Annotated in this window: 11 protein-coding genes and 1 pseudogene; all 12 read left to right on the forward strand. The window is 32.9% G+C overall.

Going from position 1 to position 19,045, the window contains the following annotated elements:
• The first annotated feature begins 181 nt into the window (after window positions 1–181).
• The gene (locus TA89_RS16390; protein ID WP_052447576.1) at window positions 182–814 is read left to right on the forward strand and encodes an HhH-GPD family protein; all 633 of its coding nucleotides are present in this window, start codon (window positions 182–184) and stop codon (window positions 812–814) included.
• A 634-nt stretch (window positions 815–1,448) separates the two neighbouring features.
• Window positions 1,449–2,792, forward strand: a complete 1,344-nt coding sequence (locus TA89_RS16395; protein ID WP_040214914.1) for a DNA cytosine methyltransferase — start codon at window positions 1,449–1,451, stop codon at window positions 2,790–2,792.
• Entirely contained in the window at window positions 2,792–2,992 is a 201-nt protein-coding gene (locus tag TA89_RS16400) for a hypothetical protein (RefSeq protein WP_040214916.1), read from the forward strand. The genes TA89_RS16395 and TA89_RS16400 overlap by 1 nt, the downstream gene beginning before the upstream one ends.
• A 334-nt stretch (window positions 2,993–3,326) precedes the next feature.
• Window positions 3,327–4,235 (forward strand): annotated as a pseudogene (locus TA89_RS18980) (MspI family type II restriction endonuclease).
• Window positions 4,236–5,174: 939 nt separating this feature from the next.
• Complete coding sequence (locus TA89_RS16415; protein ID WP_040214920.1) at window positions 5,175–6,017, forward strand: DNA adenine methylase; 843 nt, start codon at window positions 5,175–5,177, stop codon at window positions 6,015–6,017.
• Window positions 5,995–8,289 (forward strand): DGQHR domain-containing protein, encoded by a 2,295-nt coding sequence (locus TA89_RS16420; protein ID WP_040214921.1) that lies wholly within the window; start codon window positions 5,995–5,997, stop codon window positions 8,287–8,289. Before TA89_RS16415 ends, TA89_RS16420 begins: the two co-directional genes overlap by 23 nt.
• A 959-nt stretch (window positions 8,290–9,248) precedes the next feature.
• Window positions 9,249–10,310, forward strand: coding sequence for an FHA domain-containing protein (locus TA89_RS17850; protein ID WP_052447577.1), 1,062 nt, complete (start codon window positions 9,249–9,251; stop codon window positions 10,308–10,310).
• Window positions 10,285–11,088 (forward strand): PP2C family protein-serine/threonine phosphatase, encoded by an 804-nt coding sequence (locus TA89_RS16430; protein WP_052447578.1) that lies wholly within the window; start codon window positions 10,285–10,287, stop codon window positions 11,086–11,088. Before TA89_RS17850 ends, TA89_RS16430 begins: the two co-directional genes overlap by 26 nt.
• Window positions 11,089–11,098: 10 nt before the next feature.
• Entirely contained in the window at window positions 11,099–12,796 is a 1,698-nt protein-coding gene (locus TA89_RS16435) for a serine/threonine protein kinase (RefSeq protein WP_040214922.1), read from the forward strand.
• Between the two features lie 2 nt (window positions 12,797–12,798).
• The gene (locus TA89_RS16440; RefSeq protein WP_040214924.1) at window positions 12,799–13,296 is read left to right on the forward strand and encodes a hypothetical protein; all 498 of its coding nucleotides are present in this window, start codon (window positions 12,799–12,801) and stop codon (window positions 13,294–13,296) included.
• Between the two features lie 25 nt (window positions 13,297–13,321).
• Window positions 13,322–18,667, forward strand: coding sequence for a DUF1410 domain-containing protein (locus TA89_RS16445; protein ID WP_040214926.1), 5,346 nt, complete (start codon window positions 13,322–13,324; stop codon window positions 18,665–18,667).
• A gap of 134 nt (window positions 18,668–18,801) precedes the next feature.
• Window positions 18,802–19,045, forward strand: a 244-nt coding sequence (locus tag TA89_RS16450; protein ID WP_040214928.1) for a hypothetical protein, incomplete at its 3' end; no start/stop codon positions are given.

Genomic DNA, 19,045 nt, shown 5'->3' on the forward strand with positions numbered 1-19,045 from the left:
ATCATTAAAGACAATAAAGTGGTACCACCTTATATATGATTTCTTATTATTAAGATTGCAACGTATATGTAAACTCAAGTATATTATAGTAATATTTATAATTTTTTATATGTATAAATATTATAAAATACCGTACTATTATAGTTATTAATAGATAATTATAGAGTTGGGGGGAAGATTATTGGAAGATTATAAAATTATACATTTTCAATATTTATTACTTGAGTGGTATAAAAAGAATAAACGTAATTTTCCTTGGAGATATACTTACAATCCTTACTATGTACTGGTTTCGGAGCTTATGCTACAGCAAACAAGTGCTAACCAGGTTATAGACGTGTATAATAATTTTGTTGCGGAATATTCAAGCATGGAGGCGTTAAGTAAAGTGGACTATGAACAAGTTGAAAAGTATTTTTATTCGTTAGGACTTGTATACAGAGCAAGAGTACTTGTTGAAATATCTAAAACAATGTGGGATTTATATAAAGGTATACCCAATGATAAAAATAGTTTAATGAGTATTAAAGGTATAGGTGATTATATTTGTAATGCTATCTTATGCTTTGGATATAATAAAGCATATGCTATTGTTGATACTAATGTAATAAGAGTTTTTGATAAAATTTTGGATTATAGATCTAGATCAGCAACACCACATAAAGATGTGAATATTTGGGAATTTGCGCAGAGCATACTACCTAAGTCCGATTATGTTGATTATAATTATGCTCTTCTAGATTTCGGAGCTGCGCTAAAAAGTAATAATCAATTAGAAAAAGAGTTTGTTTATATGTTAAATGATCAAATTTAGAATTTATGTTTAATTATTTTAATATATTGTTAGTATAAAATATTATTATAAACATAATCACTAATCTGTATATGTTATATTTATTCCTTGTACTCTTAATAATCTTTAGATATATTTTCATTATATATTGTAGTTTATCTTCTTATGCAATTAATTATATGGATCTATATTACTTATAAGAATATATTTCTAAGTATTTTAATTAGATTTCTAAAAGGAATGATAGGATATATAATAAGTCGTAATATAAAATTCATCTTAAATTGAATTTTATAGATTATTCGGCAATATATGTATATTAATTCTATAAATTTGTTGATGTATATTTCATTTTTTGTATTTTTAATTCCTTAGAGAATATAGTTAAGGTATATAAACGATTATTATTGTATTTTTTTATAGCATATTTAATTAACAAATCATTTCAATGATACATAATTAGAAGTATTTAACATGAAAGCCAGATGCTGTACTACTTAAATGGGTATATTTATGCGTCTTTAAATAATAATTACAGTATCATGCATTATGTATTTCTGTCAGTAAATAAATATGTATTTATTGACAGTAAATAATCTTTCATTTAAAATAAATGTACTAATTTATATGACATACTTAACAAAGGAGGACTAATATGTACACTTCAATAGATTTGTTTTCAGGTCCAGGAGGATTGTGTACTGGATTCAAGTGGGCTGGAATAAAACCTCTTATTGCAGTTGAATGGAGTGGTTGGACAGTGCAGACATATGCTTCAAGTCACGATGCAGATATTTTTGAGTTAGAAAAATACTTGGATGGTACATTAGAAAATGCTGATGAGTTTTTTAAACCTAATGATAAAACCTTAATAATACATGGTGACATTAATAAGGTAAAAATCGAATTAATAATAAAAATTCTTAATTCTAGATTTAATGTTAATACTGTTGACGTAGTTAGCGGAGGAGCCCCTTGTGAATCATTTAGCTTAGCAGGTGATAGAAAAGAAGATGATGATAGAAATAATCTTTTTTTAAATATTTTAAGAATTGCTAGAGGGGTAGATGCTCCTATGATTGTTTTTGAGAACGTAAAAGGATTATTTTCTAAAAAGTTAGATGGTATTCCTGGTAAAATGTTTGAAGAAATATGTAAGGAATTTGAAAGTAGTAAAAAAAATTCTCCTAAATATAAGCTTGCTAGTAAGGACAAGGATACAGTATTATTGAAAGCGGCTGATTTCGGTGTACCTCAGAATCGTGAAAGATTGTTTTTGGTAGCAATAAATAAGAAATACAGAAATGCAAAGTTTTCATATCCTAGACCAACACACGGTAGAGAAACCGATAAGGAATATGTAACAGTAGCAGATGCGTTATTAGATTTACCTCAGATAGATTCAGGTCAAGAAAGTGAAATTTATGATTTCGATATTAATAGCATAACTGATAGGAAAAGGTTAGAATTTTTACAGTTAATGAGAGGAGTATCAAAAACACCTCCTATACATTTAAATTATAATAGGTATTCTATAAGTAGCCACAAAAGTGTAAATCATAGAGAAAACATGCGAATGAGAATGGCTTTAATTTTACCAGGAGAAAATATGGAAATAGCATGTACTAGATTAACGGCTGATAATCAAGAGGAACTTGTTGATATGTATTTTCCCAAAAAGAAATACGCTGCAAGGAATAGACGTTTAAAAGAAGATGAGCCTAGTTTTACTGTCACATCTCATTGTTTGGATGAAATGATACATCCTACACTTAACAGGGCATTAACTCCTAGAGAAGCTGCAAGACTCCAAAGTTTTCCTGATTGGTATGTTTTTGAAGGTCCATATGTTAAGTTTCATTCCGATCCAGAACAAGATAGATATGAACAAATTGGGGATGCTATACCACCACTACTTGCCTATAATTTAGCCAAAGAAATTGTTAAGACTCTTAACTCCATTTTCAATAATGTAAACATTAGGGAGGGAAATGTATAGTGAAAAAAAAAGTAACACTAACATTTACAGATGAATTAGTCGATACAATTTCGTATCTAAGTACTGTAATGCAAAAAAATCAAAATGATATAATGGAAACTGCATTTTGGAACTGGTGGCAAGAACAAGATGAAATTTTAAAGAATTCAATACAAGAAATGATTATTATAACACAAAAGGTAAGGGAAAGTAATAAGTAAGAGGACTCTTTTCAAGATTCCTCTTTTTGACATAGTGGAATTTAATAGTAAAGGGGAAATTCTTATGGTAGAGAATTCATATAAATCAAATCACGGTAATAAGGCAATTGAACAATTGGTAACTATGTTTAATTATTATAAGAAAAAAGGTTATATAAAAGAATATAAATATCCATTTACAACTGGATATAAAAATAAGAATAATAAGCAATTTTATTTCCAATTCATGATTGTTTTAAGTAATGATGAAAAATGGATTGTTCATTCTACTACATCAATCAGAAGTGATAGAATTAATATTCAACAATGGAATTCTGGGCACATTAAGATGATAATGAATGATATATCTTTAGCGATAATAGTTTTTCCTGACGATATTTCAGACAAAGAGAGAGATATTGCAGAAAGATATTACCAAAAAATTTCACAAGGAAAAATATTCTCATCTATTGATCATATAGTTTCGCTTAATGGTTTATCACTTATGATTGAGAAAAAACATCTAGAAGGTATGAGTGTAGGCCAACAAAATTGTTTTAAAGGAAATAATTTTGAAAAGCAATTAGTCGAAATATTAAATAATGAGAGTAACTTAACAAAATTTAAAACAGCTAGCAAAGTAGAAACAGGATTTAACTACCCATACTTTTTATATATAATGAATTTTTTGAGTATTAATAGTACAAGCAGTATTAAATCTATTGAAGCTACTAACGATATTCCCTTACTACCTAGCAGAGGAAAAGCCAAAACTGATATATTGTTAACTATAGAATTAGAGAATAATATTAAAAAAACTTATACTTTTAGTTGTAAACGAACAAGTAAGGATTGGGTAAGTGTTCATGAATATCCAGTTATCAAGTTTATAGAGGTGTAGGGAATAACTGATAGTGAACTAATAGAAGCATTATATAAATTCCAAGAGGTTGGTGGGAAAAAAGCTTTAATAAGTACTGATAAAAAGTTAGTAGAGGTTTTAACAAGAGAACTCCCTAAGTATAATAGAAAATTATCGCACTGGGTGTTAGGTGGACAAGGTGGAGATGGAGATCCAAAAATTCAATGGGCAGAGTACTTAATTACTTATAGAAATGAAACTTGTGAATTACAACTACATTTGTTAGATGAATATGTTAAGAAAATTCTTGAAGTTGTTGGTCATTTTGGAACTCCTTTTAAGTGGACATATCCAAGTGGTGGAAAAGGCAAAAGAATACAACTAAAAGGCAAAATATTGTAGTTTATACGGTAACATTAATTATATAATATTCTAATATATAATATGTATCAAACTAAATATTATATTTAGAAATAAACGAACTTCAAATTTATTATTAGATTGATTTAAAATTAGTTATTAGAAAAGGGATTTTTTTGAAAATTTTATTAATTGTGATGTTAATGTTATACAAAACAATGAAGTTTTAACCTTAATGAAAAAAGTAATCATGGAATATATGAGACAATCATTTTTATTGATATTTTAACTTTATAATTATAAAAGTTTTGCTTTAAAATATGTATAATTTTTATCTAAACAAATGAGAATTAAACAGACCTACAAAATTTATACATCATTTTGTTCAAATATATTAGGTTTAATATTATTAGTAATGTTATTTAAAATAATAAATATATATATAGTTTAAAAGTCTTATATAGTATAAATGAACATCCTATTGGATATTCATTTATACTTATTTTTTTGCTTATTTGTATCAAATTATAAGAGCACTGCTCAAGAAGTATAATTTCTAGAGTTCTACCAAATACAAAACATATGACTTAATGTTAAAAGTTATCACTTAAAAATAATATATTGTAATGCTAGTTCTTAATAATTAATAGCAAGTATCCTAAAAAAACTCTAGGTACAAAATCGTGCTAGGATTTTAAAATGCAATTATAAAATGTTAATTATGTCTGATAAATACAAATTACTCACTAATAGTATGTAATTATAGATAAAGTGACCTAAATATATATATAATTTACAAAATTTGTTGAATAAGGTTATTATTTCATGATATAATTACATATAAAATATGGTTTATTAAAGAAGATATTTAAACGCTATCAGAATTAGTCGTTTTATAATATGTATAAAGTTCAATACAACTAATATGAAATCTTACTGTAGCAGTATAAGTTTTTATCAAGTACACGCGAGGTGAAACCCATGACATATGTTGAGCCGTTTTTAAGATGGGCTGGAGGAAAAACATGGCTAATTAAAGAAATTGATAAAATGATTGGAAAGCTAAATTATAATCGTTATTTTGAACCCTTTTTGGGAGGAGCATCAGTATTTTTCGCTCTTCAACATAATAAAAAAGCATATCTCTCAGATATAAATGAAGAACTTATTGATTCATATATTACTATCAGAGATTTTCCTAATGAGGTTATTGAATTATTTTCAAAATATAAAAATACAGAAACAGACTATTATAATATTCGTGAGCTAAAACCCCAAACTAATGTAGAAAAAGCTGCGCGATTTATTTTTTTGAATCAAACATCATATAATGGTTTATATAGGGTAAACAGGAAAGGTGAATATAATGTTCCTTATGGATTTAGGAAAAGATGGGAATATGATATTACTAGGATTTTAAATGCTAGTCAAAAACTAAAAAAGGCTAATCTAAGTAGTGGTGATTTTGAATTAAATAAATATAAAATTCAAGAAAAAGATTTGGTTTTTTTGGATCCCCCATATACGGTTTCTCATAATAATAATGGTTTCATTGAATATAATAAAGTATTATTTTCTTTAGAAGATCAACACAGGCTTAGTAGATATATAAATTATGTAAAGAAAAAAGGTGCGTATTATATTCTTACTAATGCAGCACATGTTACTATAAAAGAAATCTTTGAAAAAGATGATCGACGTATTTTAGTAGATAGATATAGCTTGATTGGCGGTAAAAATTCAAAAAGAGAAAAAGTTTCTGAATATATATTTACTAATATTCCAGAGGAGGTAGGGGAATATGACAAGAACATCATGGAATAAAATTGTATCAGGAAAAGAGCTCAAGATATCAAAAAATTTAAGGAGTAAAACATATATTACTTTAAAGGAGAGAACACTTGCACTCCCAGATTTAATCGATGAAGGCTGGACTCGATTTAAAAGCTATAAAAATCCTAAGTTTATTGGCGTAAAAAAAGACAAGCCTTACGATGAACTATTTGAAGATAGAGTTTGGTTGTTATTTGCTAATTTAGGGTTTACACATATGAACTGTGATAGAGATTTTAAAATGTCATATGATTTTCAAAACCCTGACTTCACACAGCAAATTGATGTATTTGCAGTAGATGATGATACTATAATCATTGTTGAATGTAAAGCTGCTGAATCAATGAAAGATGGTATTTTTAAAAAGCCTATTGAAGCTTTACATGGTCAAATGGATGGCTTACGTAAAGAGGCGCAAAAGCAATACCAGGGTAGAAAAGTCAAATTCATTTGGGCAACTCATAATTATATTATGAGTAAATCAGATTTAAGTAAACTAGAGGAATGGGGAATTATTCATTTTAATGATGCAGTAATAAATTACTATATTGAACTTAGTAAACATCTTGGTTCCTCTGCTAGATATCAACTGCTTGGAAATTTATTTGCAAACCAAGAGATTAGAAATATGGAAGAAACTATACCGGCTATTCAAGGGAAAATGGGGGGGTTTACTTATTATTGTTTTGTAATCGAACCTGAACGGTTATTAAAAATAAGTTATGTTTTACATAGAAATGAAGCAAATAAAAATATGATGCCTACATACCAACGACTTATAAAAAAGAAACGATTGAGTGAAGTACGAACATTTATAAATAATAAAAATTATTTTCCTAATTCATTGATTATTAGTATTGATACTAATTGCAAGGGATTAAGATTTGATTTGTCTGATATGCGAGTTGATGGTTCGCTTTCTAAGCTTGGTATTTTACATCTTCCCAAAAGATATCGTTCTGCTTATATTATAGATGGACAACATAGATTGTACGGTTATTCTGATTCGGATTATGGGTCTACAAATTCTATTCCTGTTGTAGCTTTTGTTGATCTTGATAGAAAAGAACAGATAAAGCTATTTATGGATATAAACGAGAATCAGAAAGCTGTTCCTAAAACGTTAAGAGTAACGCTTAACGCCGATATGCTTTGGGATTCAGATGATTTTAATGAAAGACGTCAGGCATTAAGGTCAAAAATAGCACAAATGCTTGGTGAGGAAGAAACATCGCCTTTATTGGGAAGAGTTGTTGTAGGTGAAAATGAGCGCTCATTTACTAAAAGTATTACTGTCGAGGCTATACAAGGAGCTTTGAAAAAGTGTCAATTTTTTACTCAGTTTACTAAAAATAATACCGTGGTAAAGGATGGAACTTTTGATGTGGGCCAAAATCAAAAAACCTGTGATATATTCTATCCATTTATTGAAGAATGTTTAAGGTATATCAAAAAATATACTGAAGTAGAGTGGGAAAATGGTGATAGTAATGATGGTATTGTCACTATAAACCGTGGAATTCAAGCCATTATTCGTGTTATCAATGATGTTGTAAACTATCTTGTTGATACTAAAGTGATAAGTCCCAAAATAAGTAATACAGAAGATATATGCAAAGAAGTGAATTATTATCTTGATCCCTTAATTGAATATTTAAATAATGTTACATCAGATCAAAAAAAAGACCTGCGTGGATATCTAGGAGGGGGTGCAGATGTAAGGTTTTGGCGTACGTTCCAAAAAACAATATCTGATGTAAGAAATGATTTCAATCCAGAGGGATTAAAAAAGTATTGGATGGATGAAGCTAAGACATATAACGAAGAATCAATGAATTATTTGCGAGACATTCAAATTGCAATAAAAAGTTCAATTGCTGAACAACTTGAAAAAGTGAGAGGAGAAAACTGGATCATTACAGGTATCCCCAAAAATGTATATAGTAGAGCAAAAAATGAAGCGGATACCCATAATTATGATATTATTGCAAGTGGTATGAATGACAAAACTATATCAATTTGGGAATGTGTTACTCTTTCTGAATGCAGAGAAATAGTAATACATGGTAGAAATTGGAATGAAATCTTCGAGGGTAATTTTACGAGACCTGAAGAAACCAAGATAGCTGGTGGTAAAAAAGCAAAGACAGAGTGGATATATAGATTAAGTAGTATAAATAGTAAATTATCAAAAGCAACTTATAGTGTATCTACAGATGAATATGAATTTATAAAATCAATCGGAAAATGGTTGAGTATATGATACTTTTTACCGTATTAACATAAATACAGTAATTAACATAACAGAAAAAATAACATAAAATTAATATATTTTTCTTTGAGGTAAAAATTTTTATATAACAATAGATGATATTTATTTAGTGCTCAATTAATATTGTTTATAAGATTAGTTTTAAAATATATTAAGCAAACATACTGTGGATAAATTCAAAAAGATTATTTATAATGCGTCAGTTGACGCATTTTTTATTTTAATTCATTGCCAAGTAAATTATTGTATAATGTTGGCTATTTCACATAAAGTAATAAGCTTACTATATTTATATAAAAGTCGATGAAGTATCAATAGAAAATCTGATAGAAAAGCTATATAAGGATCTGGATAAAAGATTGTTGAAATATCTATATAGGCAAAGGTGACACTATAGAATTTGAAGGTGAAAGGCCCATCACCACAAAGCTAAAGCTTCATCAAAAGCTTTCGGAAAATCTATATGTGGAATTCACTAAAAAGGTATAAATCAAAGTCCCAATAACTATAATCTTTATCAATAGTTATTGGGACTTCTTTTATAATTTTATCTTCTATAATTATTTTGCATAACATATTTTAATCAATAAAGGGTATATAGTAACAAGATGTAAATAAAATATTAATTTTTACTCTTTTTACCATTTTGTTAATAATTGCAGTGAAAATTATGTAATAATTTTCTTGTATAATAAATAATTACCTATTATAATTGATATATATTATTAGTTAATAATTTATTGCGATGCTGACAATAATAGGGATTCTGTTTCCTGAGCTAGCTTCATTTAAGAAATTCCTTTGGAAGTAAATTTTTATGCCGGTATCTTATGGTATTATTACCGTATTACTGCTAGCTTTTGCATACAGAATCACATCCATATTCATTGAGGATGTGTTTTTTTTATAAAATAAATTTTCATTAGTGATATTACTTAGAGGTGTAAAATATGGCAAAGCTTAAGGTGATAAAAAAAGGCACTCAGGTTATTGTGGAGAGCAAATTAACCAGAGGGGAAGAAATAAATGATAGAGAAATCGCAGTGTTTTATTCAAAGCTTTTAAGAGGATTTATGAGGCCTGAGGTTAAGAATAAGAGAAAAATAATATACACTGCCATTGAGGTAATGGATTTAAAGGATTATTTGAAGACTGGATTAAATAAGGAAGATTTCTTTTTGGTGCTGGCACAGCTGGTAGAAGCGGTGAAGAGGGTTAATTATAATAGCCTTTATATAAAAAATCTTGTGCTGGATTTAAGATGTGTTTTTATAAATAAGACTACAAAGGAACTTTTTTTCATATATCAGCCTTTAATAAGCAGAGCTTCAGCTAATGACATCTTTGCCTTTATTTCTGACTTATTATATTCCACAGTGTTTCTCCTGGAGGTAGACACCTCCTTTGTATCAGAAATAATAGCTATTTTGAAGGGAATGAACACATTCATTTCTGATGAGCTGGAGGCTTATATATCAAAGGCTTGTCCTAGCGTTTATTCTATCCTTCCAAGGCAGAGAGCTGGAAAAAGCGGTTTCATAACCAACGATCCTTTAGAATATGAGAAGCATTATAATAGAAAGTCATCGGAGGATAGATATGGAGGAGAAGGAACTGCCTTGTTAGATGAAGAGGAGGGTACTACTCTCCTGGAAGAGGAAGGCACCTCCCTTTTGTCCGAAGATTATGGAACGGTATTATTAGCTGAAGAAGTGATGGTATACCCTTATCTAATCAGGATTAAAAATGAGGAAAAAATAGTTATAGACAAAGAAAGCTTCAAAATAGGTAAGGATAGAAATATTGTTGATTACTGTATAGAAGATAACAATGCAGTGAGCAGAAATCACGCTCACATCCTCATCAGAAATGGCGGTTATTTTATTTATGATAATAATTCCACTAATAAGACTTACATTGATGAAGAAATAGTGCCAGCCTATAGCGAGGTGGAAATACACCCCGGCAGCCGATTAAGACTGGGCAATGAAGAATTCGATTTTTTTATATGAAGGTGAGAATATGAAGTTTACTGCTTTAGTTGAAACGGATGTAGGAAATATAAAGAAAACAAATCAGGACAGCACCTTAATAAAGCTTGCCTCCACCATAGATGGCCGTAATATTCTCTTAGCAGTGCTTTGTGATGGTATGGGAGGTCTCCAAAAAGGAGAGCTGGCCAGTGCTACCGCTGTAAGATATTTTTCAACATGGTTTGATAAAGAACTGCCCTACCAGCTTAAAAGCTTTAATTGGGAAACTCTATCAGAAGCCTGGAAGAGGCTCATTGAAAAATTAAATACCGTAATACTCCGTTATGGAGAAAAAAGCAATACTACTTTAGGTACAACCCTTACAGCTCTTCTCTTCATTGATGACAGCTATATGATAGCCCATGTAGGAGACACCAGAGCCTATGAGATTCATCATGACCTTAGGCAGCTTACAGAGGATCACACCTATGTAGCCAGAGAAGTAAAGCGAGGGAACATGACTCTTGAGGAGGCAAGAAAAAGCCCCAGGAGAAATGTGCTCCTTCAATGCGTTGGTGCTTCTAAGAAGGTAGTTCCGGAAGTGATTTTTGGAAAGCTTGAAAGAGGGACAAACTACCTGCTCTGCTCTGATGGATTTAGAAATGAAATAACCTCCGAAGAAATATTTAATCACTTAAAGCCTGGAGCAGGGGTAACGAAGGAGGAGAGCAAAAGTCATTTAAGGCATTTGATGAATATTGCTAAAGAGAGAAGAGAAAGGGATAACCTAACAGCAATATTGATTAAAGTAGAATGAAGGTGAGAAATTGACTTCAATAGGCTCAGCCATTGATAAGAAATATGAAATACTAAAAAAAATAGGGCAAGGTGGAATGTCCGTGGTATATCTGGCCATGGACAAAAGGCTTAATAAGCAATGGGCTATTAAAGAAATAAAAAAAGAAGGCAGCGGAAGAAATAATGAGATTATCGTTCAAAGCTTGCTAGCCGAGGCAAAACTCATGAAAAAGCTGGATCATCCTTCACTCCCCAGAATTGTGGATATTATAGATAACGGTGAAACTATATATGTAGTTATGGATTATATAGAAGGGGAGCCTTTAGACCGTATAGTAAATGAATATGGTTCCCAGCCACAGGAAAGGGTCATTGACTGGGCGAAGCAGCTCTGTGATGTCCTTCAGTATCTCCATTCTCAAAAGCCGCCGATCATATATAGAGATATGAAGCCAGCTAATGTGATGCTGAAACCGGAGGGTAATCTAAAGGTTATAGACTTTGGAATTGCAAGGGAGTATAAGGAAGAAAACTTGGCAGATACCGTGAGCCTTGGAACAAAGGGCTACGCAGCTCCTGAACAGTTTGGAGGAAAAGGGCAGACCGATGCAAGAACGGATATATACTGCTTGGGGGTAACTCTATACCATTTGATAACCGGTCAAAATCCCAGTGAGCCTCCCTATGAACTCTACCCTATAAGGCAGTGGAATCCTAACCTCTCCGGAGGCCTTGAGAGAATAATTGAAAAATGTACCCAGTTAAATCCTGAGGATAGATACCAAAGCTGTGCAGAGCTGCTTTATGACTTAGAGCATTATGAAAAGGTGGATGGTGAATATAAGAAGAAGCTGAAGGATAAACTCAAGGTCTTTATAATATCCTCCTCCTTATGCCTCTTGATGCTCACCACAGGCTTTACAGGAAAGTTTCTCGCTGCTAGGGAGAAAAATAATAACTATCTAAATAAGATAAATATCTCAGCTTCTACTGATTATGAAACGAAAATAAACACCTACAAGGAAGCTATCACACTGATAGGCAGCGACCCAAGAGCTTATCATATGCTTTTGGAGGCCTATAAGGCTAATAATACCTTCGGGGATAAGGAAAGCAATGAATTTACTGCATTATACAACGCAAATAAGAGTTCCTTTGTCTCTTCGGAGATAGATAACTTAAATATAAAATATGACATAGGAACTACGTACTTTTATCTCTATTCCGGAGGGGATAATTCATTTAGAAGCAGGATATTAAAAGCTTACCCTTATTTTGCTGAGATATATGAGGCTGATAATCAGAACTTTAAATATAATTCTATGGCGGAAAGCTACTATATTATAGGAAACTTCTACTCTCAATATGTGGTAAATCCCACCAGCGTAAAAGAACCTGCCGAGGAGGCTTATGAGTCTCTTTTGGAGTCTCTCCTCATATGTATAGATAATGTAGAGGAATATACCTATGATGATGCAGCTTATATAAAGCTCATTATGTATCAGGAAATAATGAATCTGTTAAATGACCATAGAAGAGGCTTTGCTCTGACAGGAGTAGAGAAGGCAAAGGTTGAAGGTATACTCACTAAAGCACAGGAAGAGTCTAAGTCCTTATTTGTTACTCAGAGTACATCTGTGAATATTCAAGCTAATATTAATCGCATCTATCCAGGATATATAGAGGCTTTAAACCGTTCTTATATCAATGCGAAGGAAAGGAGATAACCATGCAGGGAACCTACGAAACCATTTCTACAATCTCTTTTGCCTTATCCTTATTATTTTTTATTCTATCCTTATTCTTCTTTCTAAAATTTGATATCTGGAAGGTTATAGGTGACCTATCTGGAAGAACAGCTAAGAAGTCCATAGAAAGGATCAAAGCCTCCGGTGAAGCAGCTAGTGTAAAAAAGAAGGACAGCTTACCTTTATTTTTTTCTAAAGGAAGGATAAGTGAGGCTATAGGAAATCTGGCAGGAGATAAAAAGTACCATGGAATATCCAGAGGTTTTGGAGTCAATAAGGACACTGTATATACAGGAGGAACAAATATCACTGAGGATTTACCTGATGAAAACTCTACAGAAATTCTGCAGGAAGCTTCCGGAGGGGATGGCATAGCTACTGAAATATTGACTCCTGAAAAAGAGGTGGATAGAACCCCTGTTGAAATTAAGCTTTTAGAGGAAATAATTATAATCCATACAAAGGATGTCATAGAGTAACAATAAACTTCCAAGGGGGATAATTATGAAGGTTAAAAAGAGAAAATTTGCTAGACGAGGAATTTCTAGATTTTTGATAATGATATTTATGGCTACCCTGGTAATTAACGACCTTGCTCCCATAATAGCAGGAGCAGAAGAGGTTATCGATTCTTTTACTGTTGCCATTAAAGATGAAAGGCACCATGGGGCTAAGATTATCTTTACTGATGAGAATAATAAGGATAAGGTTATTTCTGCCTCCGTAGATAAAGAAGGTAAGGCGGTATTTAATAATCTTTTAAGCACTAATACTACCTATAGACTTCAGGTTACAGGAGTTGCGGGCTATGAATACTCTGCTGAAAAGGTAGATTTGAAGCTTTATCCTAATAAAACCATGGAAATTAATATGGTGCCCATAGAAGAAAAAAAATTCACAATAACTATTAATCAGCCTGAACACGGGAAAATCCTTAGAGCTGATAATAAAGAGATTGAAGCTAATAAAATAACTCTTCTTCAGGGAGAATCAATTACACTTTCCGTAGCTACTAATAAGGGCTTCCAGCTTAAGGAAGTGAAGATTAATGGAAAAACCGCAGCTGTTAATGAAAATGGGAATTTTACTATATCCAATTTACAAGAAGACATTACTGTAGAAGCTTCCTTTAATGATTTGCTTCCTCCGGATTTAGGTAAGATTACCGTATCTAAGGAATCTGAATGGGCTAATGAAAAGTTTATAAACTATGAAGCTAATGATAATGATAAGGTTAAGGCGGTTTATTATTCTTATGAACCAAATCTGAAAGCTTCTGACTTAGAAAGTAATCTGGGAAAGACGGTGTGGATTGCTGGTAATCCAATAAGGGCTGATAAGAATGGAAATATATATATTTATGCTGTGGATAATGCAGACCATGTAACAATGAAGGAAATAACCATCAGCAAAATAGATACTAAAGCTCCCAAGATAGGAGATATATCTCAAAAGGAAACCGGAAAGCTTTGGTATAAAAAGATAACCTACAGCTTTAACATTGAGGAAACGGAAAGCGGTATAGCTAAGGTATATTATGCTTCTCGTAAGGATGCGGACACAGGTGCTGAAATCAAGGTGGTAGATGGTAAATATACCTTTGAGGTTTCAAAAAATCAAGAATGGTATATCTTTGCAATAGATTATGCCGGAAATAAAACTATAACTTCAAAGACAACCAGCAACATAGATACTAAGGCTCCGGTTATATCAGATCTTCAGTCCTCAAAAGAATGGGATGCCAAAAAGAATATAGTTACCTTCCAGGTTAGTGAAGAAAACACCTTGGATAAGGTTTATTATTCTACCTTAGATAAATATGTGGAAGGTTCAGAAAACCTAATAGAGCTTAAGGGTAAAGAAGGAAAGTATTCCTTTGAGTCTCTGGAAAATGGTAAGTACTATATATTTGCAGTGGATCAGGCTGGAAATGTGGGAAAAGCTTCTGTAGAGATTGACCATATAGACAATAAGAGCCCTGAAATTAAAAAGGTTGAAAAGAGCACTAAAAGAGAATGGGACAACAGCAGCATTATAGTTTATATCACTGCAGAGGATAGTCAATCTGGAGTTTCAAAGGTATTCTACTCCACTAAATACCAAAGCTATGAAGAGGCTCAGGATAAGAAGGGACTCATTGAAGCTGTATATGAAAATGGAAGATACAAGATAGAGGTGCCGGAAGGAGAATTTAATGGAAGATACTATATTTGGGCAGTGGACTCTGTGAACAGGGTTTCTGAAGCCTCATCTATAGAAATAAAGATTGATAGGACTCCTCCATCAGATCTCAAGCTGACTTATGTAGAAGATAAGGATAAGGGTTTTATTAAAAAGTTTCTCAATTTTATTAGTTTTGGTCTCTTATATAAAGATAAGATTCATATAATCATGGAAGCAAAGGATGCCAGAGAGACCTTTGACAGCGGCTTAGCCTATTATGAATATCAGATGGTTCCTGAAGGTGAGGAGCTTTTAGAGGATAGATGGGTTAAGGTGGATTCACAAGAAAATAAGGTGGAAGAAAAAATACCCTACAAAGAATTTACCGGAAAGATATATTTCAGAGCCTGGGACAAGGCTGGAAATAGTACTGAGGCGGTAACGGATAAGGATGGAACTCCGGTAGTAATTGATAAAGAAACTAGTTTATATGCTCCTACAGTAAATACCAATGGCTATGAAGAAGGAGTGTGGACAAATTCTCCTGTGGTGATTTCTTTAAAAGATGCAGCAACCCTTTCCGGTGTTGATTATTATGAATACAGGGTTGACTATACAGACCCTGCTAAGGAAGATACGGTGTGGGCAAGGCTTCCTGATACGGATGGACTTCTCCCACATATGGATGGAGGAACCATAAGTAATAAGATTACTTTAAATGAAGACTTTAATGGAAGGCTCTACTTCCGCGCTGTTTCTAATAATATGAATACAAGTCCTGAAACCAAAGGAACTGAAGTAAAACTTCAAAGATCTCTTCCAGAAAATTCAAACTTAACCATTAAAGAGGCTAATGGAAAGAATGGCTGGTATGTGGAAAGTTATCCCTCAATTACAATAGAAGAGCCTGTAACAGGAGAGTTTTCACCTTCTGTTTCAGCTTACTACAAGCTTTGGAATGAAACTAAGCAGGAGAGTGATGAATCTGCAGATGCAGTGCTCTTTGATGGAAAAAATAATCCGGTTATTAAAGAGGATGGAATTTATAAGCTTAAGCTTTGGACTGTAGATGAGGCTGGAAATCCCTCCAGTGACAGCTCCATGGTAATAAAAGAAATTAAGGTGGATATTACAGCGCCGGATAGCTTGAATATTGAGGTTCTGGATAAATCTATCCTGCCAAAGGATAGCAATAGTATTTCCTACAGCCTATTCTATGATAAGGAAATTAAGGTGAAGATGTCTGCAAACACTGATATAAGCGGCTTGAAAGCCTTAACCTACCAAAAGGTAAAAGGTCCTCAGGAATATGATAAAGAGAAGGGGAGATGGCTGACCTATGATGGTGAAGAAGGTATAACTATAGTACCTAATGATAAGTTTGTAATTTATCTTAAGGCAGAGGATATGGCTGGTAACACCACTATTGTGAATAGTGAAGGCGTCATTGTGGATAATAAGCCGCCAACTGGGGAAAATTACGCTCCTGATATTATCATAACCCCAGAAGCAGCTAACAAAAATGGCTATCACAATAAAGATGTTAAGGTTCAGATTCTTGCTGCTGACCCTAAATATATAGGCAGCACTCCTGACAGCAAAAATGGATTTTATTCTGGCCTTGCAAAGCTGTCCTATAGAATTTTATCTGAGGATAGTGTCACTAAGGAAGAAATCCTGATTTTAGAAGGAAATGGTTCCGAAGTAATAAAAGATGAAGCTGGTCTTATACAAAGCTTTAAAGGTTCTATTGTAATTGACAGCAAGGAAAATAACAGCAATGGAGTTGTGGTGGAGGTTACAGCTATAGATAAGGCTGGCAATGTCACAATTACCAGAACTCCTGTGGGAGCTATTAAAATTGATACCACTGCTCCTAAGATAGATGTTTCCTACAATAATAACAGTGCTGATTCACAAAACTTCTTTAAAGAAGACCGTACAGCAACCATTACCATTACAGAACGTAATTTTAATAATGATGATGTGAAGATACAGGTTACTAACAGCGATGGAGAAATTCCTTCGGTAACTAACTGGGAGAAGATAAGCGGCAGCGGCAATGGCAATGGAGATAACACCCTCTATAGAGCTACCTTAAGCTTTAAAGCTGATGGAGATTACACCTTTAAGATAGAATACACAGACCTAGCTGATAACAAGGCCGGTGCTGTTAACTATTCTGAAGGTACCGTATATCCTGAAGAATTTACCATAGACAAAACCCTTCCAAAGGTTACTGTTACCTATGACAACAACATTGTAAGGAATGGTAAGTATTTTAATAAAGGAAGAACAGCTACTATAACCGTAGAGGAGCATAACTTCACTGCTGACAGAACCAGTTATACTGTTACAGCCATGAAAAATGGAGCACCTATAACTAATCCTGCCCTTTCCGGCTGGAGCAAAAATGGAGATATATATACAGCAACGCTGAGCTTTTCTCAGGATGGAGATTATACCTTTGATTTTAAGCTTTCCGATATGGCAGGGAATGAAGCTCAAGGAGTTAATTATGGAGCCTCAGCAGCCTCTAAGGATTTTGTGGTGGATACCACCATAGATGCTCCTATTATAAAAGGGGTTTCTAATGGAAGTGCCTATAAGGCTCAGGTAATTCCGGAGACTGAATTATCGGATTTAAACTTTGAGGGTTATAAATTACAGCTGCTCCGCACCAGAAGAGGAGAAATCAATGCAGATGTTACTAAGGAATTCTTAAAGGAGCTGAATACTACCACCCAGGGTGCTTACGGAATACATGACACCTTCAGGGAGATTAAAGAAAATGATGGGATATACACCCTTACTGCAACGGTTATGGATAAGGCAGGAAATGAAGAAAGCACCAAGGTGACCTTTTCAGTAAACAGATTTGGTTCTGTGTATGTATATAATGATTATCTATCAAAGCTTCAGGATTCTTACGTTCAAAAGGTAAAAGAGGATATAGTTATCACTGAATTCAATCCTAATAAGCTTCTGGAGGGCTCCGCAAAGGTAGAGATAACCTTAGATGGTAAGCCCTTAGGGGAGATAAAGTATGGAGTTTCTCCTGTGGTCAATCACTCAGCACCTATTGGAAGCAGCGGCTGGTATCAGTATGACTACTCTATAGCAGCCTCCAATTTTGAAAGAGATGGAATCTATAAGGTTGTAGTTTCCTCAGAGGATGAGGCAGGAAATAAGCCTGAAACCATAAACTATGATGGAGGAGAGGTATTATTCAGAGTTGATACCACAAGTCCGGAAATTTCCAGTATAAGGGGGCTTCATTCAAAATATTATAATGCAGAAACCCTTAAGGTTGACTTTGATATATTTGATTCTATTGGACTAAAGGAAGCCAGGGTATATGTATCAGGAAAAGAGGCTGCGGTATTTAATAATTTTGAGAATCTAACTAACTTTACCGGTACCTTTGAAATAGGTGAGGGTATGAATCAACAGATAAAGATAGTTGTCCTGGATTTAGCAGGTAACATTACTGATACCTCACAGAATGGCTTTAAACCAGGGTTTGTATTTGAGAACAATATAACCGTATCCACTAATGCATTAATAAGGTTGTATGCAAATAAACCTTTATTTGGATCTAGCATTGCAGGAGCACTGGCCCTATTTGCCGGAGTAGGCTTCTTCATATTAAAAAGAAGAGGTAAGGTTACAAAAATAAAGAAATAATTAGTTTTTCAGCAGATATCCTGCAGGAGATTCTCCTGCAGGGGCAGCTGAAGAATTATTTATCAGAATTTATATGGGGCATGGATAGAAATTGTGATAAGTAATTCTAAGAAATTTTGCAGGAGGTAAAGGAATTGAATTCATTAATTGAAAGTGGAACACTGGTGGAAAAGCCTTGTGGCTCAAATTTTGCTTATTTATTAAATGATAACAGCAGCTTTATGTCTACAGAATATAAGGTGCTTCATAATCAAGGAAATGCCTTTGTTAAGTGTATGAAAATGAGCTGCAACGGAAAAGTGGAGCTGTATTATCTTACAAATGGACAAAAATCTCTTATTGCATGCTCCCTGCTCTTGATACTGATAGCTTTCCCAC

Origin of the sequence: Clostridium polynesiense (assembly GCF_000820705.1) — a bacterium.
Lineage (GTDB): Bacteria > Bacillota > Clostridia > Clostridiales > Clostridiaceae > Clostridium_AA > Clostridium_AA polynesiense.

What these genes read in the sequence shown, in the direction of transcription:
- TA89_RS16395 (WP_040214914.1), top strand. Translation starts at nt 1,449, where the DNA reads ATGTACACTTCAATAGATTTGTTTTCAGGTCCAGGAGGATTGTGTACT.
- TA89_RS16415 (WP_040214920.1), top strand. Translation starts at nt 5,175, where the DNA reads ATGACATATGTTGAGCCGTTTTTAAGATGGGCTGGAGGAAAAACATGG.
- TA89_RS16420 (WP_040214921.1), top strand. Translation starts at nt 5,995, where the DNA reads ATGACAAGAACATCATGGAATAAAATTGTATCAGGAAAAGAGCTCAAG.
- TA89_RS17850 (WP_052447577.1), top strand. Translation starts at nt 9,249, where the DNA reads ATGGCAAAGCTTAAGGTGATAAAAAAAGGCACTCAGGTTATTGTGGAG.
- TA89_RS16430 (WP_052447578.1), top strand. Translation starts at nt 10,285, where the DNA reads ATGAAGAATTCGATTTTTTTATATGAAGGTGAGAATATGAAGTTTACT.
- TA89_RS16440 (WP_040214924.1), top strand. Translation starts at nt 12,799, where the DNA reads ATGCAGGGAACCTACGAAACCATTTCTACAATCTCTTTTGCCTTATCC.
- TA89_RS16445 (WP_040214926.1), top strand. Translation starts at nt 13,322, where the DNA reads ATGAAGGTTAAAAAGAGAAAATTTGCTAGACGAGGAATTTCTAGATTT.